The sequence below is a fragment of the Variovorax sp. SPNA7 genome (assembly GCF_033807855.1).
GTDB lineage: Bacteria > Pseudomonadota > Gammaproteobacteria > Burkholderiales > Burkholderiaceae_C > Variovorax > Variovorax beijingensis.
The window spans coordinates 339212-363072 of the sequence record NZ_CP138514.1; the positions used below are offsets into that span (position 1 = coordinate 339212).

The 23861-nt window shown below is 68.5% G+C and carries 30 protein-coding genes; 22 read left to right on the plus strand and 8 right to left on the minus strand.

Annotation, left to right across the window (positions count from 1 at the left end; translation table 11 throughout):
- The first annotated feature begins 2 nt into the window (after positions 1–2).
- Positions 3–1235, plus strand: coding sequence for a zinc-dependent alcohol dehydrogenase (locus tag RZE77_RS29310; RefSeq protein WP_319443214.1), 1233 nt, complete (start codon positions 3–5; stop codon positions 1233–1235).
- Positions 1236–1286: 51 nt separating this feature from the next.
- On the opposite strand, the gene RZE77_RS29315 is transcribed toward RZE77_RS29310, so the two are convergent.
- Positions 1287–1781, minus strand: a complete 495-nt coding sequence (locus tag RZE77_RS29315) for a BON domain-containing protein (RefSeq protein WP_319443215.1) — start codon at positions 1779–1781, stop codon at positions 1287–1289.
- A gap of 145 nt (positions 1782–1926) precedes the next feature.
- Between RZE77_RS29315 and RZE77_RS29320 the strand changes: the two genes are divergently transcribed.
- Together RZE77_RS29320 and RZE77_RS29325 are read left to right on the plus strand one after the other, a co-directional pair.
- Complete coding sequence (locus RZE77_RS29320; protein ID WP_319443216.1) at positions 1927–2073, plus strand: hypothetical protein; 147 nt, start codon at positions 1927–1929, stop codon at positions 2071–2073.
- A 72-nt stretch (positions 2074–2145) separates the two neighbouring features.
- Positions 2146–2598 (plus strand): DUF1772 domain-containing protein, encoded by a 453-nt coding sequence (locus RZE77_RS29325; RefSeq protein WP_319443217.1) that lies wholly within the window; start codon positions 2146–2148, stop codon positions 2596–2598.
- Here RZE77_RS29325 and RZE77_RS29330 read toward each other — a convergent pair.
- Complete coding sequence (locus RZE77_RS29330; RefSeq protein ID WP_319443218.1) at positions 2564–3940, minus strand: chloride channel protein; 1377 nt, start codon at positions 3938–3940, stop codon at positions 2564–2566. The genes RZE77_RS29325 and RZE77_RS29330 overlap by 35 nt on opposite strands.
- Before the next feature lie 36 nt (positions 3941–3976).
- Complete coding sequence (locus RZE77_RS29335) at positions 3977–4522, minus strand: peroxiredoxin-like family protein (RefSeq protein ID WP_319443219.1); 546 nt, start codon at positions 4520–4522, stop codon at positions 3977–3979.
- Here RZE77_RS29335 and RZE77_RS29340 point away from each other — a divergent pair.
- Positions 4521–5381 carry a helix-turn-helix transcriptional regulator gene (locus RZE77_RS29340; protein WP_319443220.1) on the plus strand — a complete coding sequence of 287 codons (861 nt, stop codon included), beginning with the start codon at positions 4521–4523 and terminating at the stop codon, positions 5379–5381. The two genes, RZE77_RS29335 and RZE77_RS29340, sit on opposite strands and share 2 nt — an antisense overlap.
- Before the next feature lie 33 nt (positions 5382–5414).
- Here the strand turns inward: RZE77_RS29340 and RZE77_RS29345 are convergent, their stop codons facing one another.
- The 4 genes from RZE77_RS29345 to RZE77_RS29360 all read right to left on the minus strand — a co-directional run bounded on the left by RZE77_RS29345 (position 5415) and on the right by RZE77_RS29360 (position 8985).
- Positions 5415–6434: an alpha/beta fold hydrolase gene (locus RZE77_RS29345; RefSeq protein ID WP_319443221.1), complete on the minus strand. Its 1020-nt coding sequence runs from the start codon at positions 6432–6434 to the stop codon at positions 5415–5417.
- Between the two features lie 68 nt (positions 6435–6502).
- Positions 6503–7000, minus strand: a complete 498-nt coding sequence (locus tag RZE77_RS29350) for a gluconokinase (protein WP_319443436.1) — start codon at positions 6998–7000, stop codon at positions 6503–6505.
- A gap of 70 nt (positions 7001–7070) precedes the next feature.
- The gene (locus tag RZE77_RS29355) at positions 7071–7742 is read right to left on the minus strand and encodes an RraA family protein (protein ID WP_319443222.1); all 672 of its coding nucleotides are present in this window, start codon (positions 7740–7742) and stop codon (positions 7071–7073) included.
- Positions 7743–7776: 34 nt separating this feature from the next.
- The gene (locus RZE77_RS29360; protein WP_319443223.1) at positions 7777–8985 is read right to left on the minus strand and encodes an aspartate transaminase; all 1209 of its coding nucleotides are present in this window, start codon (positions 8983–8985) and stop codon (positions 7777–7779) included.
- A gap of 162 nt (positions 8986–9147) precedes the next feature.
- Between RZE77_RS29360 and nac the strand changes: the two genes are divergently transcribed.
- The 17 genes from nac to RZE77_RS29445 all read left to right on the plus strand — a co-directional run bounded on the left by nac (position 9148) and on the right by RZE77_RS29445 (position 21953).
- Positions 9148–10086: a nitrogen assimilation transcriptional regulator NAC gene (nac, locus tag RZE77_RS29365; RefSeq protein WP_319443224.1), complete on the plus strand. Its 939-nt coding sequence runs from the start codon at positions 9148–9150 to the stop codon at positions 10084–10086.
- A 148-nt stretch (positions 10087–10234) separates the two neighbouring features.
- Positions 10235–10672, plus strand: coding sequence for an acetyl-CoA carboxylase biotin carboxyl carrier protein (locus RZE77_RS29370; protein WP_319443225.1), 438 nt, complete (start codon positions 10235–10237; stop codon positions 10670–10672).
- Between the two features lie 13 nt (positions 10673–10685).
- Positions 10686–12038, plus strand: a complete 1353-nt coding sequence (accC, locus tag RZE77_RS29375) for an acetyl-CoA carboxylase biotin carboxylase subunit (RefSeq protein WP_319443226.1) — start codon at positions 10686–10688, stop codon at positions 12036–12038.
- Entirely contained in the window at positions 12035–12703 is a 669-nt protein-coding gene (gene pxpB / locus RZE77_RS29380; RefSeq protein WP_319443227.1) for a 5-oxoprolinase subunit PxpB, read from the plus strand. The genes accC and pxpB overlap by 4 nt, the downstream gene beginning before the upstream one ends.
- On the plus strand, positions 12700–13704 hold the full coding sequence (locus RZE77_RS29385) for a 5-oxoprolinase subunit C family protein (protein WP_319443228.1): 1005 nt from the start codon (positions 12700–12702) through the stop codon (positions 13702–13704). Before pxpB ends, RZE77_RS29385 begins: the two co-directional genes overlap by 4 nt.
- A gap of 345 nt (positions 13705–14049) precedes the next feature.
- Positions 14050–14445, plus strand: a complete 396-nt coding sequence (locus tag RZE77_RS29390) for an acetyl-CoA carboxylase biotin carboxyl carrier protein (protein ID WP_319443229.1) — start codon at positions 14050–14052, stop codon at positions 14443–14445.
- 25 nt (positions 14446–14470) lie between these two features.
- Positions 14471–15235 (plus strand): LamB/YcsF family protein, encoded by a 765-nt coding sequence (locus RZE77_RS29395; RefSeq protein ID WP_319443230.1) that lies wholly within the window; start codon positions 14471–14473, stop codon positions 15233–15235.
- A 154-nt stretch (positions 15236–15389) separates the two neighbouring features.
- A complete protein-coding gene (locus tag RZE77_RS29400; RefSeq protein ID WP_319443231.1) occupies positions 15390–16142 on the plus strand; it encodes an SDR family oxidoreductase in 753 nt (250 codons plus the stop codon).
- Between the two features lie 32 nt (positions 16143–16174).
- Positions 16175–16876, plus strand: coding sequence for an amino acid ABC transporter permease (locus RZE77_RS29405; protein ID WP_319443232.1), 702 nt, complete (start codon positions 16175–16177; stop codon positions 16874–16876).
- A gap of 6 nt (positions 16877–16882) precedes the next feature.
- Positions 16883–17641, plus strand: coding sequence for an amino acid ABC transporter permease (locus RZE77_RS29410; protein ID WP_319443233.1), 759 nt, complete (start codon positions 16883–16885; stop codon positions 17639–17641).
- A gap of 32 nt (positions 17642–17673) precedes the next feature.
- Positions 17674–18408, plus strand: a complete 735-nt coding sequence (locus tag RZE77_RS29415; protein ID WP_319443234.1) for an amino acid ABC transporter ATP-binding protein — start codon at positions 17674–17676, stop codon at positions 18406–18408.
- Positions 18409–18440: 32 nt separating this feature from the next.
- A complete protein-coding gene (locus RZE77_RS29420) occupies positions 18441–19283 on the plus strand; it encodes an ABC transporter substrate-binding protein (RefSeq protein WP_319443235.1) in 843 nt (280 codons plus the stop codon).
- Between the two features lie 102 nt (positions 19284–19385).
- The gene (locus tag RZE77_RS29425) at positions 19386–19592 is read left to right on the plus strand and encodes a hypothetical protein (RefSeq protein WP_319435299.1); all 207 of its coding nucleotides are present in this window, start codon (positions 19386–19388) and stop codon (positions 19590–19592) included.
- 144 nt (positions 19593–19736) lie between these two features.
- Positions 19737–20012: a hypothetical protein gene (locus tag RZE77_RS29430; protein ID WP_319443236.1), complete on the plus strand. Its 276-nt coding sequence runs from the start codon at positions 19737–19739 to the stop codon at positions 20010–20012.
- A gap of 221 nt (positions 20013–20233) precedes the next feature.
- The gene (locus RZE77_RS29435) at positions 20234–20956 is read left to right on the plus strand and encodes an RNA polymerase sigma factor (RefSeq protein ID WP_319443237.1); all 723 of its coding nucleotides are present in this window, start codon (positions 20234–20236) and stop codon (positions 20954–20956) included.
- A gap of 35 nt (positions 20957–20991) precedes the next feature.
- The gene (locus RZE77_RS29440; RefSeq protein ID WP_319443238.1) at positions 20992–21561 is read left to right on the plus strand and encodes a ferritin-like domain-containing protein; all 570 of its coding nucleotides are present in this window, start codon (positions 20992–20994) and stop codon (positions 21559–21561) included.
- Entirely contained in the window at positions 21558–21953 is a 396-nt protein-coding gene (locus RZE77_RS29445) for a c-type cytochrome (protein WP_319443239.1), read from the plus strand. The genes RZE77_RS29440 and RZE77_RS29445 overlap by 4 nt, the downstream gene beginning before the upstream one ends.
- A 12-nt stretch (positions 21954–21965) precedes the next feature.
- On the opposite strand, the gene RZE77_RS29450 is transcribed toward RZE77_RS29445, so the two are convergent.
- A complete protein-coding gene (locus tag RZE77_RS29450) occupies positions 21966–22907 on the minus strand; it encodes a DMT family transporter (RefSeq protein ID WP_319443240.1) in 942 nt (313 codons plus the stop codon).
- A gap of 82 nt (positions 22908–22989) precedes the next feature.
- Between RZE77_RS29450 and RZE77_RS29455 the strand changes: the two genes are divergently transcribed.
- Positions 22990–23859 carry a LysR family transcriptional regulator gene (locus RZE77_RS29455; RefSeq protein ID WP_319443241.1) on the plus strand — a complete coding sequence of 290 codons (870 nt, stop codon included), beginning with the start codon at positions 22990–22992 and terminating at the stop codon, positions 23857–23859.
- Positions 23860–23861 lie beyond the last annotated feature (2 nt).

Here is a 23861-nt window from a genome sequence, read left to right on the forward strand (position 1 = left end):
GCATGAAGGCCGTCGTCTTTCATGGTGTCGGGGACATCCGGCTGGATGAAGTCCCCGAGCCGCAACTCCAGGCGCCGACCGATGCGATCGTGCGCATCACGGCCAGCGCGATCTGCGGGACCGATCTCCACTTCGTGCGCGGCACGATGAGCGGCGTCGAGCCAGGGACCGTGCTCGGGCACGAAGCCGTCGGCGTGGTCGAGCAGGTGGGCAAGGGCGTGCGCAACTTCCGGCCCGGCGACCGGGTGGTCGTGCCCTCGACGATCGCCTGCGGCTACTGCTCGTACTGCCGCGCCGGGTATTTCGCCCAGTGCGACAACGCCAATCCCAACGGAGCGGGAGCCGGCACCTCGTTCTTCGGCGGCCCCAGGATGGCTGGGGGCTTCCACGGATTGCAGGCCGAGAAGGCCCGCATTCCGCATGCCAACGTCGGATTGATCAAGCTGGCGGACGACATCTCGGACGACCAGGCAATCCTCTTGTCGGACATTTTTCCCACCGGATACTTCGGCGCGGACCTGGCCGACATCAAGCCCGGCCGCAGCGTGGCGGTGTTCGGCTGCGGTCCGGTCGGACAGTTCGCCATCGCGTCGGCCCTGCTCATGGGCGCGGGCCGCGTGTTCGCGGTCGATGCATTGCCCGATCGGCTCGAGATCGCGCGCACGCAAGGCGCCGAGGTAATCGATTTCGGCCGCGAGGATCCGGTCGAGGCGCTGCGGTCGCTCACCGGCGGCATCGGCGTGGATCGCGTGATCGACGCCGTGGGCGTCGACGCGCAGCGGCCGCATTCCGGGCCCGCCGCAGCCAGCGCGGACAAGCTCGCACCCGAGTTCGAATCGGAGCGGCAGCAGGTCGCGCCGAGCCCACGGCCCGACGGCGCGCTGTGGCAGCCCGGGGACGCGCCATCGCAGGTCAGCAGGTGGGCGGTGGAAGGCGTGGCCAAGGCCGGCACGCTCTCGATCATCGGCGGGTACTCGCCCGAAGCCTCCGTCTTTCCGATCGGCAAGGCGATGAACAAGAACCTCACGCTGCGGATGGGCAATTGCAACCACCGCAAGTACATCCCGCGGCTGCTGGAGTTCGTGCGCACCCGCGCCTTCGATCCGCGCGGGCTGGTCACCCAGCAGCAGGAGCTGGTCTCGGCCATCGACGCGTACAAGAACTTCGATACGCGGCAGCCCGGCTGGCTCAAGGTCGAGTTGACGCTGCCGTCCGGGCAAGGGCCGGGCGCATGAGGGCGGCGTGCCGCCACGTGCATGCGCCGCTGCCCGTCGGATGCGCCCCGCTCAATGCAGCGGGCGCCCGGCGGGCTCGGTGCGGCCCTGCAGCTCGGAAATTCCCTCTGCCGTGTCGTGGCAGCTGAGGTCGTTGGTCACCGCCTGCACCCCCCGCATCTGCTTCAGCTCGTAGAGCAGGTCGTCGAGTTCCCGGGTCAGGATGTGGCCCCGCAGGTGGACGCGGCCGCGGTCGACTTCCACCTCGATCGACTTCGGATGGCTCACGACCCGCCCGAGCCGTGCGCGGACGCGCTCGTTCAGTTGGGAGTCGGTCTCGGGCTCGCCGCCTCCGGTGCGGTCGAACCGGCCGGTGGCCATGTACCCCTTCAGATGGTCCGCCGCTCTCTTGCCTGTGGCTTCGGCCATGTCCGCGGCCTCGTGCCCGGCCGCAACGACCTTGTCGCGCGCGAGCGCCCGGCGCCGCCGGCCGCTCTGGTGATCGAGGTAGTACATGGCAACAGTGCCCGCAGCCACGCCGGCTGCGAAGGAAACGAAATCGCGCATGGTGGTGCTCCTGTTCCTGGTGTGTGGACGACTTTTCACTTTGCGCGGGCCGCGATGCCCGTCTGTCGGACATCGTTGACGGATGGCAGCCGGAGGAACTGTCGTTGCAGCACACCCTGAATTCCTTCGCACACGTTTCCCTGAAATGATGCGCCGCTGGGCGCGGCCGCTGCAGATGCTCGACGATGTGGACGTACCGTCCGTCTCGCGCGACTTCACGCTCGGCAGCGAGGTGGACGACGAGACCGTCTTCCTGGAGAAGGCCCGGCCTTTCGTGGAGCCGGCGGCGTAGCGCCTTCGCGGCGGCCGTTGTGCGGCACGTTCCTACACGCAGCGGATGGCGAGGGTGCAGCATGGCATCGTCATGAGCACGAGGATCGTTCAGTTCCTGGCCATCGCGATCGGCGCGCTTGCGCTGATCCCTTCGGGCGCGCACCTGGCGGCGCTTCCGAACAAGATCGGCCTCGGCCAGTCGGAGTATTTCCTGGTGCAGGGCATCTACCGCGGCTGGGCCGTGCTCGGCTCTCTGTGGGTGGCGGCGCTGGTGGCGAACATCGCCCTGGCGGTCGTCGTCCGCTCGCAGCCCGTGCCATTCTGGCTCGCGCTCGGTGCCGCGGCCTGCATCGCCGCGATGTTCGCGATCTTCGTGGCGTGGACCATGCCGGGCAACCAGGCCACGCAGAACTGGACCACCGTCCCGGCGAACTGGGAGACGCTGCGGCGCCATTGGGAGTACTCGCATGCGGTGAACGCGGCCATCGTGTTCCTCGCGCTCTGCCTGGTTACCGCGTCGGCGTTGTGCTGGCGGCGGGCGTGACTTCCGCGGTAGCCTCCCCAGGCTGCGTCGAATAATCGACGGCGCGTCTCACCATGTGTTCGGCCAGCGTGTCGTAGAGCGGCCGGCTGATCATGCGCGAGACCAGGCTGGCCAGCATGGCGGCCGCCATCAGGCTCAGCACCATCGAATGGCCGTCGACCATCTCCATCACGATGATGAAGGCGGTGAGCGGCGCCTGCGTCACCGCGGCCAGGAAGCCGGCCATGCCCATTGCGATCAGCGCAGGACCGAGATCGCTGCTGGCCAGCGAGGCCACCGCGTCGCCGATGCCCGCGCCGATGGACAGCGAAGGCGCGAAGATGCCGCCCGGCACGCCGCTCCAGGCCGTGAGCCAGGTGGCGACGAACTTGAGCACGGTGTTGAGCGGCGTGAGTTCGTCATGCCCCTGCAGCATCTGCTTCACCGCCTCCGATCCGGCGCCGAAGGTGACGCCGCCGGTGACGAGCCCGATCACCGCCACGGCCAGGCCGCAGGCGGCCGCGAAGCGCACCGGAAAGCGGGCCCGCCAGCGGTTGAAGCGCCCCGGCGCACCCGTGAGCGAGGCGATCAGCAGCCGCGCGAACAGGCCGCCCGCAGCACCGCTGAGCAGCGTGACCAAGAGGCCTGGCCCGAGCGCGTCCCACCCCAGCCGCGGGACGCGGATCACGCCGAAATAGCTGCTGTTGCCAAACACCGAAACGGCCACCAGGCCCGCCAGCACGATGGCGGTGATGATCAGTCCGCTGGAGCGCGCCTCGAGGCGGCCCGAAAGCTCCTCGATCGCAAACACCACGCCGGCGAGCGGCGCATTGAAGGCGGCCGCAATGCCCGCCGCGCCGCCGGCCACCAGCAGTGCGCGCCCGTCGATGGTGGTGCGGGGCGACAGCCAGCGCCGCGCATGCTGCATCACCCCGGCCGCCACCTGCACCGAAGGCCCTTCGCGCCCGATCGAAAGCCCCGCCGCGAAGCCCGCCGCGCCGAGCCCGATCTTGGCGACCGTGAGCCGCAGCGATGCGAAGCGGAAGCGCCGTTCCTCCGGCAGGGTGGCATGCAGCGCCGCCTTGATCTGCGGAATGCCCGAGCCTCCCGCACCCGGGAAGAAGCGCAGCGTGAGCCACACGATGGCGGCTGTGAGCAGCGGCGTCGTCAGCAGCACGGCCCAGGGCCACGCGCCGTGGAAGCGCAGGAACGCGCCGAACACCCAGTCGCTCGCGAGCGTGAAGCCCACCACGAAGAGCCCGGCCGCAATCGCATAGCCCAGCACGATGGCACGGTCGAGCCAGATGCGGCCGCTCGAAAGTTCGGCCCGCAGGTGCTCGAGGAAGTCTGGCTCGCGGTTCATGGGGTGCGAGCCAGTTTACGCAACCTTCGTGCCGCCTCAGGCCGGTGGCTGCTCCAGCAGCTGCTCGCCGCGCGCCGGGTAGTCGTTCTTGATGACGAAGTCCAGCGCCTGCACCATCTCGGCGAAGTTGGGCCGCACGAAGGGCATCGATTGCACGGACAGGTAGTAGACGGTGTTGTCGGGCCTGACCAGGAACAGGCCGGGCTCCGAGAACAGCGCCGGTTCGTCGATGCCGATGGAGGTCTTGCCCCGGCTCGCCGAGATGTACAGCCCCCACTTCCTGGCATCCGCGAGCGACAGGCCGTGGCCGATGCGCAGCTTGGCCGCGCCGATCTTGTCGGCCATCGCGCGGGCGCGTTCCTCGCCGTCGGAACTGATCGCGATGGTGGTCACGCCGCGTTCGGCGAAGGCCGGCGTCAGCCGCTCGAGTTCCTTCAGGTAGCTGGCGCAGATCGGGCAATGCAGCCCGCGGTAGAAGCACACCAGCGTCATCCGCTCGGGCTTCTCTTCGATCAGCCGGAACCGGCCGGCGGCGAGGGTGTCGACGCTCAGGTCCGGGGCTTGTTGGCGTGGAATCAGCATGGGGGTGCTCCTTGAAAAAAGAGGGGGGTTGCAAACAAGGCCCAAAGATCTCATGCTCGGCGCAATGAAACGTCCGACTTTCATGACTCAAAGTCCGAATCCACCCAAGATGGACCGCCTCGCCGCCTTCGTCGAAGTGTTCAAACTGCGCGTGGCGGTGCTTGCGCCGGGGGAGCCCGGCGTGCCGGCCCTGCTGCTCGCGGGCCCGGAAGACGGCATCGCAGGCCGGGTGATCTTCCGGCCCGGCGGCTTTTCCGAACTGCCGCCCGACGCGCGCATCGCGGCCAGCGTCGACTTCGACAACGATGCCAATCCGCTGATGAGTGCGATGCCCGAGGAGGTGTCCGTGCCCCTGGACGGCTCGCCGTCGCTGCAGGCCACCGCCGCCGCCTTCATGGCGGAAGCGGCGGGGAGCCGCTGCGGCCGCAGCGCGGCGCTGAACCGGCTCGCCGAGGTGCTGGTGCTGATGGCGCTCAGGAGCGCGATCGATGCGGGCACGCAGAAGCCGGGCTTGTTCGCCGCGCTCGCGCATCCCTCGCTGCATCGGGCCGTGGTGTCGATCCACGACATGCCGTCGCGGCAGTGGACCATCGATGACCTGGCGAGCCGGTCGGCCATGTCAAGGAGCACCTTCATGTCGACGTTCCGCACGATCGTCGGCACCACGCCCATGGCGTACCTCGGCGCATGGCGCCTGACGCTGGCGCGCCGCTACCTGATGGCCGGCGATCCGGTCAAGCTCGCGGCACGCCGCACCGGGTTCGGCAGCGCCGAGGCGTTTTCCAGGGCCTTTTCAAGAGCGTACGGCCATGCGCCCGCGGCCCTGAAAGCGGCGCGAGGCGGCCAGCCGATGGCCTGACGCAAAGGCGTTGCCTCGCTGCCGGGCGAGGCATCAGCGGCTGTTGCTGCGAACCGCGTCGACCACGGACAGCACCGCATCGGCCACCACCTGCGGCCGGTCGAGCTGGATGTCGTGCCCGGCGTCGGCCACAAGCAGGTGGCTGCCGCGCGAGGACCAGGCCGCCATCTCCTCGTGCATCTGCTTCCAGATCGCCTGGACCTGCCGGCCCTGCTCGGACGTGATCTTCATGCCGCGCAATTCGGCGGCGGTGTACGGTGCCATCGCGGTCAGCACCACCAGCGGACGATCGCCCAGGTCGCGGAAGCCCTTGACGTCGGCGAGCGAGGCATCGGTCGCATCGCTCTCCGCGAGCTGCGTGCGCAGCGACTTGGGCGCGAAGGCGCGGATCGCCTGCATCTCGTGCGCGCTTCGATGCGGGGGCTGCGGCAGCAGCGCCGGCGCGGCCGCGCGCAGCACGCCGAAAGGCGCAAACGCCACGCCGATGCGCGAGCGCATCGAGCGCGATTCGGTCATGAAATGTGCGACGCGTTCGACCTGCTCCGGATGCGACGGATCGACCAGCACCAGCCCCGCCACCTCGGCACCGAAGTCGCGCGTGAAGCCCACGCTGTAGAGCCCGCCCAGCGATTGCCCGACCAGCACGAAGGGGCCACGCTCGCCCGCGTTGGCCAGCGCGGCGCGCAGGTCGCGCACCGCCTGCCTTGCGCCGGGGGGAGCGTTCGAAGGATCGCTCCACATCAGCCCCGCGCGGCTGTAGGCGCATGCGCGCGTGTGCGCCGCGACCTTCGGCTGGACGGCCGACCAACTCAACGATCCGTCGACGCTCAAGCCTGCTTCGAACACCACGGTGGGAGCGCCGGTGCCGCGGCAATCGAGCTGGATGCGGCGCCCGCCGCCGATGTCGATCATCTTTCCGGGCGCGGGAAAGTCCCGCGCCGCGCGGTAGCGGCCGATCTGCTCGTAGGCGGCGCCCGCGAGAGCCGCTGCGACGACGATTGCCGCAACCGCGGCAAGGCCGGTGCGCAGGGTGCTGTGTCTTGAAGTTCTCACTGTGCGGCTTTATGGCACGAAGGCGCCGTCGCGGGAACCGGGAGACGAGAAAAAGATGACGCGAGGTTTCAACAACAGCGATGGAGCCAGCGCAGGACGGCCTCGCATTGCATCTCGATGGTCCAGCTTGCGTCGATCCACAGTGTCGCGGGCTCGTCGACGGGCGGCTCCAGCGTCGCGAACTGGTTGTCCACCAGACTCGCAGGAAACCAGTGCGAGGTTCGCGCCGCCACGCGGGCGCGCGCTTCTTCGGGCGTGATGTCGATGTAGACGATCAGCAGCGCCGGTTCCGCCGCGCGCAGCCGCTCTCGGTAGCGGCGCTTGAGAGCGGAGCAGGTGACGACCACGTGGCCCGTGGATTCCGCCGCAAGGGCACCGAGCCGATCGAGCCAGGGATCGCGATCCGCATCGTCCAGCGCGATTCCGCGGCGCATCTTCTTCTGGCTTTGCGCAAGGTGATGGTCATCGCCCTCGATCATCAAGGCGCCCAGGGCGCGTGCGAGTGCAGCCGCGGTGGAAGACTTGCCGCATCCCGACACGCCCATGACCAGCAGCTTGCGAGGCATCATCGAAGAGTCCGGCACTTCAGGATTGATGGTGTTGCCCCGCATCGAATGCCGACACGGCACGCAGGCTTCAGTTGGCGCAGCGCGACTCGAGCGCATCGATGAAGGCGCGGTCCCAGCGGCCTTCCTTCATGGCCCGGATGGTCTCCGCTTCCGTCGCGAGGTGCGCGCGCGCCTTTTCGATCAGCAGCTCAGCCTCGTCTGGCGCGAAGGCCATCAGCCCGTCCTGGTCGCCGACCACGATGTCGCCGGGATTGACGACCATCCCGCCGACGGACACCGGCACGTTGATCTCGCCAGGCCCGTCCTTGTAGGGGCCGCGGTGGGTGACGCCGCGCGCATACACCGGGAACTCGCGTGCCCGGACCTCGGCCACGTCGCGGATCGCGCCGTCGATCACCACGCCCACGGTGCCGATGTGCGCGGCGTAGAACGAGAGGATGCCGCCGACCACCGCGTTGTTGAGGTCGCCGCCCGCATCGATCACCAGCACGTCGCCGGGCCGGCAGAACTCGAGCGCGCGCAGGTACGTAAGGTTGTCGCCTCCGCGCGAGCGCGCCGTGACGGCCGTGCCCGCCATGGTCCGTGCCGCCGGGCGGTGGTAGGGATGCAGGCCGGTGCTGCCGATGTTGCGGTGCATGTTGTCGCTCAGCGCCGCAACCGGAATCTCCCGCAGTGCGGCGAGGATCTCGGGCGCCACCGGTGCGGCCGACGGGTTCTTGCGGATGGCTTTGTAGGGCATGGGTGTTGTCCTCGGAAATTCAGTCAGGGGCGCGTCAGCGCAGGGCGGCCACGGCCCGCGCGATGCGCGTGCAGCCTTCTTCGAGCGTCTCGATCGACGTGGCGATGGAAAGGCGGAAGTAGGGCGCCAGCCCGTAGGCCGTGCCCGCGACCACGGCCACGCCTTCGCTCTCGAGCAGGTACATCACCACGTCTCCGTCTTCGTCCAGCCGCTTGCCCTGCGGCGTGGTCTTGCCGATCAGGCCGCCGCAGTGGATGTAGAGGTAGAAGGCGCCGGGCGGCGGGGTGCAGCGCAGGCCGGGGATGTCGTTGACGAGCGCCAGGGTGCGGTCGCGGCGCTGCTTGTAGACGGCCACGCTCTCGGCCACGAAGCCCTGGTCGCCATTCATGGCGGCCGCGGCGGCCGCCTGGCTCACCGAGCAGCAGTTGCCGGTGGACTGCGACAGCAGCGTGTCCATCGCCTGGACCAGATCCACCGGACCGGCCGCATAGCCGATGCGCCAGCCCGTCATCGCATAGGTCTTGGAGACACCGTTGACCACCAGCGTGCGCTCGCGCAACGCGGGCGCGACCGCGAGCAGGTGCGGCGTTGGCTGGCCATCGAAGCGGATGTGCTCGTAGATGTCGTCGGTCATCACCATCACTTGGCGGTGGCGCTGCAGCACCTCGGCCAGCGCGCGGTATTCGTCGGCGGTGTAGCTGGCGCCGGTCGGGTTGCTGGGCGAGTTGATCAGCAGCCAGCGCGTGCGCGGCGTGATGGCCGCCTCCAGCTGCGCGGGCGTCAGCTTGAAGCCGCTGGCTTCGGGGCAGGCCACGGTGATCGGCGTGCCATCGCAGGCCAGCACCATGTCGGGGTACGACACCCAGTAGGGCGCGGGAATGATCACCTCGTCGCCCGGCTCCAGCGTGACGGCAAGCGCGTTGTAGATCGCGCTCTTGGCGCCGCTGGTGGCGATGATCTCGTTCATCGCGTAGCGCAGGCCGTTCTCGCGCTCGAGCTTGGCGGCGATGGCCTGGCGCAACTCCACCGTGCCGGCCATCAGGGTGTAGCGTGTCGCGCCTTTCTCGATGGCGGCGGCGGCGGCCTGCCGGATGTGGGGCGGCGTGTCGAAGTCGGGCTCGCCCACCACAAGGTTCACGATCGACTTGCCCTGGCGGCGCAGCTCGTTGGCGCGGTCGGCGGCGGAGGTGCTGGGCGAGGGCTTGATGCGCCGCACGCGGGCGGCAATGCGGGAGGGCGTCACTTGTCTTCCTGGGTTGGCGATGGCATGGACCGAACGGTACGCACATCGATCCCGCGAGGCCAAGACGAGATTGCACTGGTTGTATAGGCAGAGCTTATGGTGGGTCCCGATGGCCGCTGCGCGGGGGCGGTGCTAGGCTCGGCTTTTGCTTGGGGACACGGCGTGAACCTGCGACGCCTCAAATATTTCGTGAAGATCGTGGACATCGGCAGCCTGACGCAGGCGGCCGAGGTTCTTTTCATCGCCCAGCCCGCGCTGAGCCAGCAGCTGGCCACGCTCGAGGGCGAGGTGCGCCAGCAGCTGCTGGTGCGCACCAAGCGCGGCGTCACGCCCACCGAGGCCGGCAAGGTGCTGTACCGCCATGCGCAGATCATCCTGCGCCAGTGCGAGCAGGCACGCGTGGACATGGAGGCGGCCGGCGAAGGGCTGTCGGGCCAGGTGTCGGTGGGTCTTGCGCCCGGCACGGCGGCCTCGGCGCTGTCGCTGCCGCTCTTGCGCACCGTGCGCGCACGCCACCCCGGCATCCTGCTCTACCTGAACGAGAACTACGGCACCACGCTGAGCGAGCTCATCATGAACGGCCGCATGGACCTGGCCGTGCTCTACGGCGACAAGGCGATCCACGGCCTCACGTTCCTGCCGCTGCTCAAGGAGCCGCTGTTCCTGGTCGGGCCGGCGGCCATGCCGGCGCCGGCGCAGCCCGTGAAGCTGGCCGACCTGCGCGACATCGAGCTCTTCCTGCCGCGCCCCTACAACGTGGTGCGCAAGCTGGTCGACGCGGCCTTCGTGCGCGCGGGCATGGTGCCGCGTGTGGTGGCCGAGATCGAATCGGCCTTCACGCTGACGGCCGCCATTGCCGACGGGCTGGGCGCCACCATTCTGCCGGCGTCGATGGCGCGCGAAGTGGTGGCGGCCTGCGGGGCCTGGCAGTTCCAGATCGTCGATCCGGTCATCGAGGCGCCGCTCGCGCTGTGCCAGTCCGACCACCTGCCGCTCTCGGAACCGGCGCAGGCCGTGAAGAGCATCCTGCTCGAACTCGTGGTCGACCTGGCAGGCACCTTCGCGGCCACGCCCGAACCCGAGCTGGCCGCGCTGTCGTAGCGCTCCGTCATAAGCCGCCCTTATCCCGGCACAGCCATTCCGTCTTGGGCTTTGTGCCCGCGGGCCGCTACCGTTCATGCCTGCCGTCACGCGTTCGCGGAATGCGTCGGCCACCCCAAGGATGTTCTGTCGCCACAGGCAGCCCGGCATGAAGCAGGAACAGATCAAGACGCTCATCGACGCACTCGCGGCCTCGGACCTCGCGGAGCTGGAGTACAGCGAAGACGGCAGCACGCTGCGGCTGGTGAAGCAATCGGCGCTGGCGGCCGTGCCCACGGCGCGGCGCCCGGCTGCTGCTGCGCGCAAGGCGCCCGCCGCAGAGTCCGTCCAGCAGGCACCGCCGCCAGTCGCCGCGGCCGAATGCCTCGCGCCGCTGTACGGCGTGGTGCACCTGCAACCCGCGCCGGGCGAGCTGCCCTTCGTGCAGCCGGGGCAAGCCGTCGAGGCCGGGCAGATGCTCTGCGTGATCGAGGCCATGAAGATGTTCAACGAAGTCCGCGCCGACGCCGCCGCCACCGTGCAGGCCGTGCTGGTGCATTCGGGCCAGGAAGTGGAAGCAGGCGAGCCCCTGTTCCGCTTCGGCTGAGGAAGGCCGCGCGATGTTCGACACCGTCCTCATTGCCAACCGCGGCGAAATCGCCCTGCGCATCCTGCGGGCCTGCCGTGGACTGGGCCTCAGGACCGTGGTCGCTCATTCCGAGGCCGACAGCGAAGCCAGCTATGTCGCACAGGCCGACCAAGCGCTGTGCATCGGGCCCTCCGCGCCGGCGCAGAGCTACCTGAACCAGTCCGCGATCCTGTTTGCCGCCGAAGTCAGCGGCGCCCAGGCCATCCACCCGGGCTACGGCTTCCTGTCGGAGAACGCGGGCTTTGCCGCGCGCGTGGAGCAGGCCGGCCTGGTCTTCATCGGCCCCAGCGCCGCCTGCATCCGCACCATGGGCGACAAGGTCTCGGCGAAGCGCGCGATGCGCAAGGCCGGCGTGCCCTGCGTGCCGGGGCCCGACGAGCCGCTGCCGGACGACCCGTCCGCCGTGCAGGCCCTCGCGCGCGAAATCGGCTACCCGGTGATCGTCAAGGCCGCGGGCGGCGGCGGCGGGCGCGGCATGCGCGTGGTGCAGGGCGAAGCCGCGCTGCTGGATGCAATGGCGCTCACGCGCGAGGAAGCGCGCCAAGCCTTCGGCAACCCCGAGGTCTACATCGAGAAGTTCCTGCTGCACCCGCGCCACGTCGAGATCCAGGTGCTGGCCGACAGCCACGGCAACGCCGTCTGGCTGGGCAGCCGCGACTGCTCGCTGCAGCGCCGCCACCAGAAGGTGATCGAGGAGGCGCCCGCGCCCGGCATCGACGAGGCGCTGATGGCCGAGGTGGGCGAGCGCTGCGCGGCTGCCTGCCGGCAGATCGGCTACTGCGGCGTCGGCACCTTCGAGTTCCTCTACGAGAAGGGCGCCTTCTATTTCATCGAGATGAACACCCGCCTGCAGGTCGAGCACCCAGTGACCGAGATGACCGCGGGCATCGACATCGTGCAGCAGCAATTGCGCATGGCGCGCGGCGAGCGCCTTGCACTGATGCAGCGCGAGGTGCGGTGCCAGGGTCATGCGATCGAGTGCCGCATCAACGCCGAGAACCACTACACCTTCGCGCCTTCGCCCGGGCGCATCACCGGCTGGCAGGTGCCGGGCGGCTTCGGCGTGCGTGTCGATTCGCATGCCAATTCCGGCTACCGCGTGCCGCCCTATTACGACTCGATGATCGCCAAGCTGATCGTGCACGGCAGCACGCGCACCGATGCGCTCGATCGCATGCGCCTCGCGCTCGCAGAGATGCACGTCGAAGGCATCGCGACCAACGTGCCGCTGCACCGCGAACTGCTGCGCGACGAAGGCTTTGCCGCCGGCGGCGTGGACATCCATCACCTCGAACGCTGGCTGCAGCAAAGGAGCGCGGCATGATCGCGCAGCAGCCGTCGATCAGCCTGCTGGGCACGACCGCGCTGATCTTCGAGGCGCCCGGCGAGATGAATCTCAACTCGCAGCAGCGCATCTGGGCGCTGGCGCGCGAGGCCCAGGCCTGGCCCGAGATCCGCGAAGCCGTGCCGGGCATGAACAACCTGATGCTGACCTTCCTGCACCCGCCGCGCGGCGCCGGCGCACTCGAAGCCCTGGAGGCGCGCCTGCGCGATGCATGGGGCGCGGCCGTCGCACTGCCGAGGGAAGGCCGGGTGGTCGAGCTGCCCGTGGTCTACGGCGGCGCGGGCGGCCCGCACATGGCCGACGTGGTGGCGCACACCGGCCTGAGCGTCGAGCGCATCGTCGAGCTGCACAGCGCGCCGCTCTACCCGGTGTATGCGCTCGGCAGCCATCCGGGCTACTGCTACCTGGGCGGCATGGACGCGCGCATCGCCACGCCGCGCCGCAAGGTGCCGGTGCTGAGCATTCCGGGTGGTGCGGTGTCGATCGGCGGCGCGCAGACCGGCGTGTCGGCCTCGGCCGGGCCCAGCGGCTGGAACACCATCGGCAGCACCTCGATGTGCTTCTTCGATCCCGCGCAGGACCCGCCCGCGACGCTGCAGCCGGGCGACATGATCCGTTTCCGCGTGGAGGACATCGTCCGATGATCGAAGTGCTTTCCTCCGCCGCGCTCGCCACCGTGCAGGACCTGGGGCGCACCGGCAGCCTGCGCTGGGGCGTCGGCACCTCGGGCGCCATGGACAACCTGGCACTCGCGGCCGGCAACCTGCTGCTGGGCAACGCGCCGGGTGCAGCGGCCATCGAAGTGCCGGTGTTTCCCTTCAAGGTGCGCTTCGGCGAGGACTGCGCCTTCGCGCTGACCGGCGCCGATTGCGCAGCCCGGCTGGACGACCAGCCGCTGCTGCCCTGGTGGGTTCACCAGGCGCGGGCCGGGCAGGTGCTGGCGCTGGGCCTGCCGCAAGGCGGCGCGCAGCAGCGCGGCAGCCGCGCCATGCTGTGCCTGGCCGGCGGGGTCGACGTGCCCGAAGTGCTGGGCTCGCGCAGCACGCAGCTGCGTGGTGCCTTCGGTGGCCATGAAGGGCGCGCGCTGCGCCGGGGCGATGTGCTGCGCGCCGCCGGTGCAGGCGCTGCGAGCAAGACTGGCTTCGGCCTCGTGCCGCCCGCGCTCGCATTGCTGCTGCAGCAGGGCGGCGTGGCGGCCGTGCGCGTCTTGCCCGCGGCCGAGTACATGGCTTTCGAACCCGCGTCGCGCGCCGCCTTCTGGGCCGGCGAATGGAAGATCACTTCCCAGAGCGACCGCTACGGCTACCGCCTCGAAGGCGAGGCGCTGCGCCCCATCGCGCCGATGGAGCTGCGCTCGCACGGCATCGTGCCGGGCGTGATCCAGGTGCCGCACAGCGGGCAGCCGATCATCCAGATGCGCGACGCCCAGCCCTCGGGCGGCTACCCCAAGTTCGGCACGGTGATCGAGGCCGACATGTGGCGCCTTGGCCAGGCGCCCATCGGCAGTCGCGTGCGCTTCATCGAAACCACCTGGGACGAAGCGCTGGCCGCGCTCGACGAAGTGCGCGCCTGGCTCGACAAGGTGGCACGCATGGTGGAACTGCACCGCGGTGCGCCTGTGTCTATAGCGAGGCAACCGGGATGACGCCTTGCTCTTCGATTCGCCGTGTTGTGTTTGGAGTGTTCTGTTCAGGGCGCGCTCCCGCCGACGGGGTACCTTGCTCCGCGAATGTCCCCCGGCCTGCGGCCTCCTCCTTTATTTCGCTGCGCAAGGCACCCCATCGACGGGAGCGTTGGACAGAGCAGTCGTTGATCAGCGATGCACAACGAGCGTGCCCAGGTGCACAGGGCATCGGGTGCTCCCCGCAGCGAAATAAAGGAGGAGGGGGCGCAGCCCCCGGGGGACATTCGCGGAGGGGAGTACCCGGTGGCCTGTGCACGCGCCCTGGACAACAGCGGCCCGAACAAAAGCGCCCCGGAAGAAACTGACATGCAGGACACCGCACTGCGCACCCCGCAGCTGGCCGCCTGGCTGGCCGGCACCAACATCGGCCTACTCGAACTGCGCACGCCGCAGGGCACGCTGCGCCTCGGTCGGCAAGGCGACGACATCGTGGAACTGCCGGCGGAAGAAGCCGAACCGGAGCGCTTGCCAATCCACGCCCCCTCGCTCGGCGTGTTCCTGCACAGCCATCCGCTGGCTGCCGCGCCGCTGGTGCGCATCGGCGAGCACGTGGAAGCCGGCCAGACCGTCGGCCTGCTGAAGATCGGCCCGCTGCTGCTGCCCGTGACCGCGCCGCAGGCCGGCATCGTCGACGGCATCCACGCGGCCGACGGCCTTGCGGTCGGCTTCGGCACGCCGCTCGTCGACCTGCTCCCCCTCTGACGAACGAGAGAGAAAAAGGACTCCCATGGACATCGACCTGAACGCAGACCTCGGTGAAGGCTTCGGACCCTGGCGCATGGGCGAGGACGAGGCGCTGCTCGACATCGTTTCTTCCGCCAACGTGGCCTGCGGCTTCCATGCGGGCGATCCGGTCATCATGGACCGCACCGTGCGCATGGCACTCGCGCGGGGCGTCGACGTGGGGGCGCACGTGGGCTTTCCCGACCTGCTCGGCTTCGGCCGCCGGCCGATGCAGATCGAACCGAAGGAACTCGTCGCCTACGTGCTCTACCAGCTGAGCGCGCTGGACGGCATGGCGCGCACCGCCGGCCACCGCATGACGCACATGAGCTTTCACGGTGCGCTCGGCAACATGGCCGCGGCGGACGCCGCACTGGCCGAGCCGCTGGTGCGCGCGGTGGCGGATTTCGATCCGATGCTCATCGTGAGCTCGTCCGCCAGCCGCGCCATCGAGGACGCCGCCGCGCGCTGCGGCCTGCGCGTGCGCACCACCTTTTTGGCCGACCGCGCCTGCGGCGACGATGGCCTGCTGGTGCCGCGCAAGCAGCCCGGTTCGGTGATCCACGACCAGGGCACGGTGCTGGCGCGCGTGCGCCAGCTGCTGGAGGAGGGCACGGTCACCAGCTACAGCGGCAAGAAGATCCCGATGCGCGCGCATTCGATCCTGCTGCACGGCGACACGCCCGGTGCGGTGGACCTGGCGCGCGCGGTGCGCGGCGTGGTCGAGCAGGCCGGACGCGTGGTGCCCATTTCGAAGCAGCCGGACTAGCCCGGACTTGGTGCTTACCCTAGGCTGCGCGCACGAACACGGGGCAACATAAGGGCGGCTTATCGCTCCACAGCCAATCCGTCTTGGCGCCGCGAAGAGGCGCTCGATACAGTGAATTCGAAGCAGTGATCTCCAGTTCCACGAAAGAAACAAGATGCCCTTCTCTGACTACAAGACCGCTCTGGTGACGGGGGCCTCCTCGGGCATCGGCGCTGCCGTCGTCGAGCGCCTCTGCAAGGAAGGCCTGGAGGTCCACGCGCTGGCGCGCAGCGCCGACAAGCTGGCCGAACTGGCCGCGCGCACCGGCTGCATTCCGCACGCCATCGACGTGAGCGACCTTGCCGGCATCACCCGCCTCACGCAGGAGGTGGAATTCGACGTGCTGGTCAACAACGCCGGCGTGGACCGTCCCGGCTCCATCCTCAAGGCCGACGCCGAGGGCATCGACCTGCTGGTCGACGTGAACCTGCGCGCCGTGCTGCACCTGTGCCGGCTCGTGGTGCCCGGCATGGCCGCGCGCGACCGGGGCCACGTGGTCAACATCAGCTCCATTGCCGCGGCCTACAACTTCGGCGGCAACAGCACCTACCACGCAACCAAGGCGGCGGTGAGCATGCTGTCGCGCCAGCTGCGTATCGACGTCTTCGGCAAGCGCGTGCGCGTGACCGAGATCTGCCCGGGGCGCGTGGCCACCGACATCTTCGCGCACGTGCATGGCGACTCCGAAGAAACCCACAAGCGCTTCGTCGAAGGCTACGAGCTGCCGCAGGCCGAGGACATCGCCAACGCCATTGCCTTTGCGATTGCGGCCCCCATCGCGGTCAATGTGGGCCACATGGAAATCACGCCCACGCTGCAGGTGCCCGGCGGGCTCTCGACCGCGCGCCCGGAAGCGCCGCAGGCCTGAGCGCCCCGCATGGCCACGCCAAGGAGCAGCACATGAAGGACTTCGACCTGCTCGCGATCCTGCTGAAGCCGGAGTTCGGTGCGATGCTCTGGCACGGCCTGCAGGAGACGCTGAAGATCGCGGCCGGCTCCTGGCTGCTGGCGATGGCCATGGCGGTCGTGCTGCTGGTCGTGCGCCTCACGCCGAGCCGGCTGGCCGAACGCGTGGTGGCGGGCTATGTCTCCTACCACCGCAACGTGCCGACGCTGGTGCAGCTCATGCTCTGGTACTTCGGCATCTTCAGCCTGCTGCCCGATGCGCTGCAGGGCTGGCTGTCGGCGCACAACGCCGAGACCATTCTCTCGATCGTCGCGCTCGGGCTCTGCCAGGCGGCCTATTTCAGCGAGGACATGCGCTCGGGCCTGCGCTCCATCCCGGCCGGACAGGCCGAGGCCGCGCGCGCGCTCGGCCACGGCTACATCGGTTCGATGCGCCACGTGATGCTGCCGCAGGCCATCCGCAACGCAGTGCCGGCACTGGTGAACCACAGCGTGTCGCTGTTCAAGAACAGCAGCCTGGCGATGGCCATCGGCGTGGCCGAACTGACCCATGCGGTGAAGGAGATCGAGAGCCAGAGCTTCCGCACCTTCGAGGCCTACAGCATGGCGACGGTGCTGTACCTGGTGTGCTCGCTGCTCATCATGGCCGTGGGCGGCTGGCTGTCGCGGCGCTACCGTATCGTCGGGGCGAGGTAAGAGGCCATGTTCAGCGTCTTTGAAATCCTCCGCGACAACTGGCTGCTGCTGCTCATCGGCCAGTATCCCAGCGGGCCGCTCGGCGGCATCGTCGCCACGCTGATCCTGTCGGTGCTGGGCATCGTGCTGGCGTTTCCGCTGTCGGTGCTGCTGGCGCTCGCGCGGCTGTCGCCCTGGCGCCTTTTGCGCTGGCCGGCCACGGTGCTGGTCTACGTGGTGCGCGGCGTGCCGCTCCTGATGGTGATCCTGTGGGTCTACTTCCTGGTGCCGATCCTGATCGGGCGGGACGTGTCGGGCTTCACCACCATGCTGTGCACGCTGGTGATCTACGAGGGCGCCTACCTGTCGGAGGTGGTGCGCGCCGGCATCCAGGCGCTGCCCAAGGGCCAGGCCGAGGCGGCGCGCGCGCTCGGCCACAGCCACCTGGGCACCATGTGGTTCGTGATCCTGCCGCAGGCGCTCTACAACATGCTGCCGAGCATGCTGAGCCAGTTCATCTCCACCATCAAGGAGACCACGCTGGGCTACGTCATCAACGTGCAGGAGCTCACCTTCGCGGCCAACCAGATCAACAACCAGCTGCTGACCAAGCCGTTCCAGGTGTTCTTCATCCTGGCGATGACGTACTACGTCGTCTGCTTCAGCCTGACGCAGCTGGCGCAATGGCTGGAGCGGCGCGTGGCCCACAAGCGGCTGGGTGCCGTTTCGCCGAAGGCATCCGAAGACGGCGCTTCGTTGCCGCCGCCGGTGGTGGTGAATCCATGAACCCCGTTCCACACCCTGCAGGGGATGACACCATGATCCTGTTCTCCAACATCAACAAGTGGTATGGCGACTACCAGGCGCTCGCCGACGTCAACGCCGAGGTGAAGAAGGGCGAGGTGGTGGTGGTCTGCGGGCCCTCGGGCTCGGGCAAGTCCACACTGATCCGCACCGTCAACCGGCTGGAGGAAGTGAAGTCGGGCCGGTTGCTGTTCGACGGCCACGACATCCATGCGCCCATGAGCAGCGCGGCGCTCAACAAGCTGCGCAGCCGCATCGGCTTCGTGTTCCAGAGCTTCAACCTGTTTCCGCATCTCTCGGTGCTGGAGAACATCATGCTGTCGCCCATGCGCGTGCTGGGCCTGAAGCGGGCCGACGCGAAGGCGAGGGCGGCGCAACTGCTCGAGCGCGTGGGCCTGTCGAACAAGGCCGGCGCGTACCCGGCCCAGCTCTCGGGCGGGCAGCAGCAGCGCGTGGCCATTGCGCGCGCGCTCGCGATGGAGCCGCCCGCAATGCTGTTCGACGAACCCACCAGCGCGCTCGACCCCGAGATGGTGGGCGAGGTGCTGTCGGTGATGCGCGGCCTGGCCCACGACGGCATGACCATGATGTGCGTCACGCACGAGATGAACTTCGCCCGCGAAGTGGCTGACCGTGTCTGGTTCATGGACGCCGGCCGCATCCTCGAGAAGGCCGACCCCGAGGCCTTCTTCAAGAGTCCGCAGCATCCGCGCGCGCAGCGCTTCCTGTCGGATTTGCGCGCGCACTGATTTTTTTCCCCGCATCTCCTCAGGAGCTCACCATGTCGAACAGAAACGCCTTCCGCCTCACCACGATCGGGGCCTGTCTTTGCGCCGCATCCCTCGTGGCCCACGCCGACCAGTGGAGCGACATCAGCGCGCGCAAGGAGCTGCGCTGCGGCACCTTCGCCGACGTGCCGCCCTTCGCCGCACCCGATCCGAAGACACGCGAAATGGTGGGCCACGACGTAGACCTGTGCCACGCGCTGGCCAAGGAACTCGGCTTGACGGCCAAGGTCACGCCGCTGTCGGTGGAGGCGCGCGTGCCCGAGGTCAAGCTCGGGCGCGTCGACGTGACCATTGCCAACCTGGCCTACACCAAGAGCCGCGGCGAGCAGATCCAGTTCAGCGACCCGTACTACGTGGCCAAGGAAATGCTCGCGGTGAAGGCCTCCGACCCCGGCACCGCCAAGGCCGACTTCAAGGGCAAGCGCCTGAGCTCGACCAAGGGCTCGACCTCCGAGCTGTCGATCAAGATGAACGGTTCGGAGCCGGTGACTTTCCAGGACACGGGTTCGGCCTTCATGGCTGTGCAGCAGAACAAGTCGGTCGGCATGGTCGCGAACACGATGACCATCACCAAGCTGGTCAACCAGTCGAAGACCGAGGGCGTGGCGCTGAAGATGATCAAGGAGCCGATGGTGCTGCAGCCCATCGGCGTCGGCATGAAGAAGGACGAGCCGGTGCTGCTGGCCAAGGTGAACGGCGCGCTCTACGCGCTCGAGAAATCGGGCGAGCTCGACAAAATCTGGGCGAAGTGGCTCGGCCCGAACACCGAATACAAGATGACGCGCGAAGAAAAGGTCATGCCGCTGGCCGACCTCAAGTTCGAACTCCTGCCCTGAGCGTTCGCTTCGCCGCGCCGCGGACGCGACTGGTTATAAGCAGTAATCATTAAAACGAAACTGCGTATTGTTTTTACCCCGTTTCGTCGGCATCATCACCGCATGGAGAAGACCAAGGCCCTGGTGACGGTGATCGAGATGGCACGCGCCGGGCTCGGCTTTACGCCCGCCGACGCCCTCGACCACATCGCCACGCTCATTGCGCAGGAGGATGCGCAGAGTGCGTTCTACGACCGCAGGGTCGAAGAACTGCTTCGCCTCGGAGCCTGCATCTGGAGCCTCCGGCGCGACCTCGTGGCTCCGCGCTGAGCTTCTTCGCTCCACCCCGCTTCCTGGCACGCACGGGCTATGCCGTGTGGCCAGATGCAAGAAAGGGTACTTAAGGCTACATTCCTCAGAACCAAAAAAGCCGGCATTTTTGGATTGGACAAGCGCCGGCAATCGGAGGATTGAATGCCGCTCTTGTTCCTGCTGAGGTTGAAGCACACGCTGCTGCCCGTCCGAGTCGCGCTTCCGGAGGAAGTGCGGATCGTCTCGGTGCTCGTGGCCACGGGCTTGATCGAGGCCGAATTCGCACCCGTCAGGCCGGCGGGCCGGGATACCGCATCGCGCATCGCGACGGTGAAGCGCATCACCGAGGAAGGCCTCGCCGAGCTCGCCCAGATGAGCGACGCGCCCAAGTTCGTGAAGACCTCGATGCAGTTCGCGCGGGGATTGCGCTTGATGTAGCAACGGGGGCCCAGGCCAACCACGGTAGCCGCCGCAACCGCTCGCGCTTTTCTTCCTCGTCGAAGTATGCGACGGCCTCCCTGCGGGGCCAGGCACTGCACTTTCCTGAACGCGTGATGCTGTCGTCGCCGGTCCGCCATGCCGATGAACTCGCGCCATCGAGCAAAAATAACTGAAACGCGGCGCGGTGCTGCTTCATCCAATGGGAAAGAGAAGCACACATGTCCCACGCCGCCCCCTCTCCACTTGCTGCACCGGCGAGCCCCGCACAGGGCTCCGACCGCGAGCTCGCGGCGCGCGCCGCGCAAGGCGATGCATCGGCCTTCGAGTGCATCATGCGGCGCCACAACCAGCTGCTGTTCCGCACGGCGCGCAGCATCCTCAAGAGCGACGAAGAAACAGAAGATGCGCTGCAGGACTGCTACCTGCGCGCCTGGCGCGCCATCGGGAGCTTCCGCGACGATGCGCAGCTCTCGACCTGGCTGGTCCGCATCGTCATCAACGAAGCCCTGGGGCGCCTGCGCCGCCGCGGTGCGCAGGTGATCCCGCTCGACGGCGGTGCCGCGCCCGGCCTCGACGAGGAGGGCGAATCGACAGCGGCCGACGATCCCGACAGACAACCGGAACGCCACGCCATGCGGGAAGAGCTTCGCCGGCTGATGGAGCAGCGCATCGACCGGCTGCCCGACGCCTACCGCACGGTCTTCATGCTGCGGGCCGTCGAAGAACTGAGCGTTGCGGAAACGGCCGTGGCCCTTGCATTGCCCGAAGCCACCGTGCGCACCCGCTTCTTCCGCGCGCGCAGCCTCTTGCGCGAAGGCCTGTCCCGCGACATGGACGTGGCCGTGGGCGACGCATTTTCATTCGACGGCGCACGCTGCGATCGCATCGTGGCGCGCGTGCTGGCGAGCCTGGCCGACGAGCGGGATTCACCCCGCCCATGACGCTCCTACCCACGATCACCACGAGGAAAACAACCATGTCCTTCTTTCAGATGCCTTCTCCCATCGCTGCGCGGCGCATGTTCCTCGGCCGGTCGGGGCTGGCGCTGTCCGGTGCCGCAGTCGCGCTGCTGGCCGGCCGCGACGCCCTGGCCGCCAAGGCCGATGGCGGCACCGGCAACGACGTGCAGATCCTCAACACCGCGCTTGCCGCCGAACTCGAGGCCATTGCGGCCTACCAGGCCGGGGCCGAGAGCAAGCTGCTCGAAAAGCCCGTGCTCGACCTGGCCCTGAGCTTCCAGGGCCACCACAAGGAGCATGCGGAGCTGCTCGCCAAGACGGTCGCCAGGCTCGGCGGCCGTGCCGTGGCAGCCAAGGCCAGCTACAGCTTTCCGCTGGAGCAGCTGAAGTCGCAGGCCGATGTGCTGCGCTTTGCGGCCAAGCTCGAGCAGGGCGCCGTGAGCGCCTACCTGGGCGCCGTGCCGCTGTTCGGCAACCGCGATCTGTCGAAGGCGGCTGCGAGCATCCTTGGCGATGAGGCCATGCACTGGGCCGTGCTGCGACAGGCGCTCGGCGAAACGCCCGTGCCTTCGGCCTTCATGTCGTGAGCATCGGCCGGTGGCTCCTTGCGGCCGCCGCGTTGGCCGCGAATGCACAGGCCTGGGCCTTGCCCGACGCGGTGCGCGGCGAGCAGGTCTACGCGCGCTGCCTGGCCTGCCATGCGCTCGCGGTCGACCGTGTCGGGCCCAGGCACTGTGGCCTCTTCGGCCGGTTGGCCGGCAGCGTGCCCGGCTTCACTTATTCGGAGGCCATGAAGAAATCGAAGATCGTCTGGAACGACAAGACGCTCGACCGCTTCCTGGCCAAGCCATTGGCCATGGTGCCCGGCACCGCCATGACCTACGACGGCGTGGCCGACCCTACGGAGCGCGCGGACCTGATCGCCTATCTCAAGCGTGCCGACGAAGCGCCACCGTGCAGCGGCCGCGCACGCGAATGAGCGCCAAGCCCATCAGCCGCCGCATGCCCCATCCCGCTTCGGTTGCTTGATCGTCCACAGCGCGAGCGCCATCAGGGCAACGCCCGCAAGCTGGACGGCATCCAAGGTGCGCCCGTACACACCCCAATCCACCAGCACCGCGGTCAGCGGGTACACGAACTGCAGCACGGCGATCCTGCCGAGCGAAAGCCGGGCCATGCCCGCGAAAAGAATCGCGTAGGCCAGGCCGGTGTGCAGCGCGCCCAGTCCTGCGAGCCACGCCCAGGCCGAGGCCGAATCCGGCCAGCCGAACACAAAAGGCACCCACGCCAGGACGACGACCCCGGTCACGCACTGCCACCAGGCCAGCGCGTAGGACGTGATGGTTTTTTCCGTATTGGCGAGGATGGTCACCGCGGCATAGCACAGCGAGCCGCCCAGGCACATGAGCAGGCCCAGCGCGTAATCGCTGCCCCATGAGGCCACCGATGCCAAGTTGCCGACCAGCCCGGTCGTCAGCGCCAGCCCGCACAGCGCGGCCAGGGTCGCAGCCCACTGGCGCGGCGACACGGCTTCGCGCAGGACCAGTGCGCCGAAGAGAATGATCCACACCGGCTGGATGTGAAAAACAATGGTGGCCACCGCAATCGAGATGCGCGGGATGGCCGCGAAGAACAGCGCCCAGTTCACGACCATCAGGCAGCCCGTCGCACAAGCGATCCACCCGCTCTTGCCGCGCAGCCGCAGCTCGTTCATTCGACCGGTTGCCAGGCCCCACGCGAGCAGGGCCAATGCACCGAAGGCGCAGCGAAACAGGACCGTGACCAGCGGGTGCTGGTTCGCCTCTTCCACGAAGACACCGACGGTGCCGAGCAGCATGCCACCGGCAATCAGCAGCCATTGGCCCGTGCTTTCCCGTTTCGATTGCTGCTGCGCCGCCCGGAACGCGGGGAACATCTGGGCCTTCTTTTGCATGAGGCGATCGTCCGTCGACTCATCGACCTCGTAAAGCGCATAGTTCGAACGCCTATCATTCGAAGATCGAATGAGAGCGACGATGAAATATCCCGATTTCCAGATCGACTGGCTGCGCGCCCTGGTGGCGGTGGTGGATGCCGGCTCGCTGTCGGCCGCGGCACCCCTGGTCCACCGCTCGCAGTCGGCGGTGAGCATGCAGGTCAAGAAGCTGGAGAACGCGCTCGGCCAGGCCGTGCTGCTGCGCGGCCCGCGGCACCTGGAAGTGACGCCGGCGGGCGCGCAGCTGCTGGGCTATGCACGCCGCATGCTCGAACTGCAGTCGGAAACGCAGAACGCGATGTTCGGGCCGGAACTGGCCGGCCGCGTGCGGCTCGGCGTGCCGGACGACTACGCCTCCACCTACCTGACGCCGGTGCTGCGCAGTTTTGCCGGCCGCTACAAGGGCGTGGAAATCGAGCTGACCTGCGAGCAGTCGACCTCCCTCATCCCCAAGATCGCGCGGGGCGAGCTGGACCTGGCGCTGATCTCCCGCGACAAGCCGCAACGCGGGCAGCTCCTGTTCCAGGAACCGCTGGTCTGGGTGGGCACGGCGCAGCATGAAGCCTGGCGCCGCAATCCATTGCCGATTGCGGTCTACGAGGCGGGCAGCATGGCCCGGATCGCGGCGCTCTCGAGCCTGGCGGCCAGGCGGCGCGCCTACCGCATCGTCTATCACAGCTCCAGCCTCGCCGGCCAGCTCGCGGCCGTGGAGAGCGGCCTGGCCGTGGCCGTGTTCACGCGCTGCAGCGTTCCGGCCCACCTGCAGATATTGCAGAACCTGCCCGCCGGCTTCGATCTGCCCAGACTCAAGTCGATGGATGTGGCGGCACTGCGCAGCAAGGTGTCGCTGCGCTCGCCCGCGGTCGACGCCATGTACGAGCAGATGGTGCGAACCTTGAGCCCCGCGTAGGC

What these genes read in the sequence shown, in the direction of transcription:
- RZE77_RS29310 (WP_319443214.1), top strand. Translation starts at nt 3, where the DNA reads ATGAAGGCCGTCGTCTTTCATGGTGTCGGGGACATCCGGCTGGATGAA.
- RZE77_RS29390 (WP_319443229.1), top strand. Translation starts at nt 14,050, where the DNA reads ATGCAGGACACCGCACTGCGCACCCCGCAGCTGGCCGCCTGGCTGGCC.
- RZE77_RS29450 (WP_319443240.1), bottom strand. Translation starts at nt 22,907, where the DNA reads ATGCAAAAGAAGGCCCAGATGTTCCCCGCGTTCCGGGCGGCGCAGCAG.
- RZE77_RS29385 (WP_319443228.1), top strand. Translation starts at nt 12,700, where the DNA reads ATGATCGAAGTGCTTTCCTCCGCCGCGCTCGCCACCGTGCAGGACCTG.
- RZE77_RS29335 (WP_319443219.1), bottom strand. Translation starts at nt 4,522, where the DNA reads ATGCTGATTCCACGCCAACAAGCCCCGGACCTGAGCGTCGACACCCTC.
- RZE77_RS29400 (WP_319443231.1), top strand. Translation starts at nt 15,390, where the DNA reads ATGCCCTTCTCTGACTACAAGACCGCTCTGGTGACGGGGGCCTCCTCG.
- RZE77_RS29355 (WP_319443222.1), bottom strand. Translation starts at nt 7,742, where the DNA reads ATGCCCTACAAAGCCATCCGCAAGAACCCGTCGGCCGCACCGGTGGCG.
- pxpB (WP_319443227.1), top strand. Translation starts at nt 12,035, where the DNA reads ATGATCGCGCAGCAGCCGTCGATCAGCCTGCTGGGCACGACCGCGCTG.
- RZE77_RS29430 (WP_319443236.1), top strand. Translation starts at nt 19,737, where the DNA reads ATGCCGCTCTTGTTCCTGCTGAGGTTGAAGCACACGCTGCTGCCCGTC.
- RZE77_RS29315 (WP_319443215.1), bottom strand. Translation starts at nt 1,781, where the DNA reads ATGCGCGATTTCGTTTCCTTCGCAGCCGGCGTGGCTGCGGGCACTGTT.
- RZE77_RS29405 (WP_319443232.1), top strand. Translation starts at nt 16,175, where the DNA reads ATGAAGGACTTCGACCTGCTCGCGATCCTGCTGAAGCCGGAGTTCGGT.
- RZE77_RS29410 (WP_319443233.1), top strand. Translation starts at nt 16,883, where the DNA reads ATGTTCAGCGTCTTTGAAATCCTCCGCGACAACTGGCTGCTGCTGCTC.
- RZE77_RS29395 (WP_319443230.1), top strand. Translation starts at nt 14,471, where the DNA reads ATGGACATCGACCTGAACGCAGACCTCGGTGAAGGCTTCGGACCCTGG.
- RZE77_RS29370 (WP_319443225.1), top strand. Translation starts at nt 10,235, where the DNA reads ATGAAGCAGGAACAGATCAAGACGCTCATCGACGCACTCGCGGCCTCG.
- RZE77_RS29330 (WP_319443218.1), bottom strand. Translation starts at nt 3,940, where the DNA reads ATGAACCGCGAGCCAGACTTCCTCGAGCACCTGCGGGCCGAACTTTCG.
- RZE77_RS29435 (WP_319443237.1), top strand. Translation starts at nt 20,234, where the DNA reads ATGTCCCACGCCGCCCCCTCTCCACTTGCTGCACCGGCGAGCCCCGCA.
- RZE77_RS29340 (WP_319443220.1), top strand. Translation starts at nt 4,521, where the DNA reads ATGGGGGTGCTCCTTGAAAAAAGAGGGGGGTTGCAAACAAGGCCCAAA.
- RZE77_RS29325 (WP_319443217.1), top strand. Translation starts at nt 2,146, where the DNA reads ATGAGCACGAGGATCGTTCAGTTCCTGGCCATCGCGATCGGCGCGCTT.
- RZE77_RS29415 (WP_319443234.1), top strand. Translation starts at nt 17,674, where the DNA reads ATGATCCTGTTCTCCAACATCAACAAGTGGTATGGCGACTACCAGGCG.
- RZE77_RS29455 (WP_319443241.1), top strand. Translation starts at nt 22,990, where the DNA reads ATGAAATATCCCGATTTCCAGATCGACTGGCTGCGCGCCCTGGTGGCG.
- RZE77_RS29420 (WP_319443235.1), top strand. Translation starts at nt 18,441, where the DNA reads ATGTCGAACAGAAACGCCTTCCGCCTCACCACGATCGGGGCCTGTCTT.
- RZE77_RS29425 (WP_319435299.1), top strand. Translation starts at nt 19,386, where the DNA reads ATGGAGAAGACCAAGGCCCTGGTGACGGTGATCGAGATGGCACGCGCC.
- RZE77_RS29350 (WP_319443436.1), bottom strand. Translation starts at nt 7,000, where the DNA reads ATGCCTCGCAAGCTGCTGGTCATGGGCGTGTCGGGATGCGGCAAGTCT.
- RZE77_RS29440 (WP_319443238.1), top strand. Translation starts at nt 20,992, where the DNA reads ATGTCCTTCTTTCAGATGCCTTCTCCCATCGCTGCGCGGCGCATGTTC.
- RZE77_RS29320 (WP_319443216.1), top strand. Translation starts at nt 1,927, where the DNA reads ATGATGCGCCGCTGGGCGCGGCCGCTGCAGATGCTCGACGATGTGGAC.
- accC (WP_319443226.1), top strand. Translation starts at nt 10,686, where the DNA reads ATGTTCGACACCGTCCTCATTGCCAACCGCGGCGAAATCGCCCTGCGC.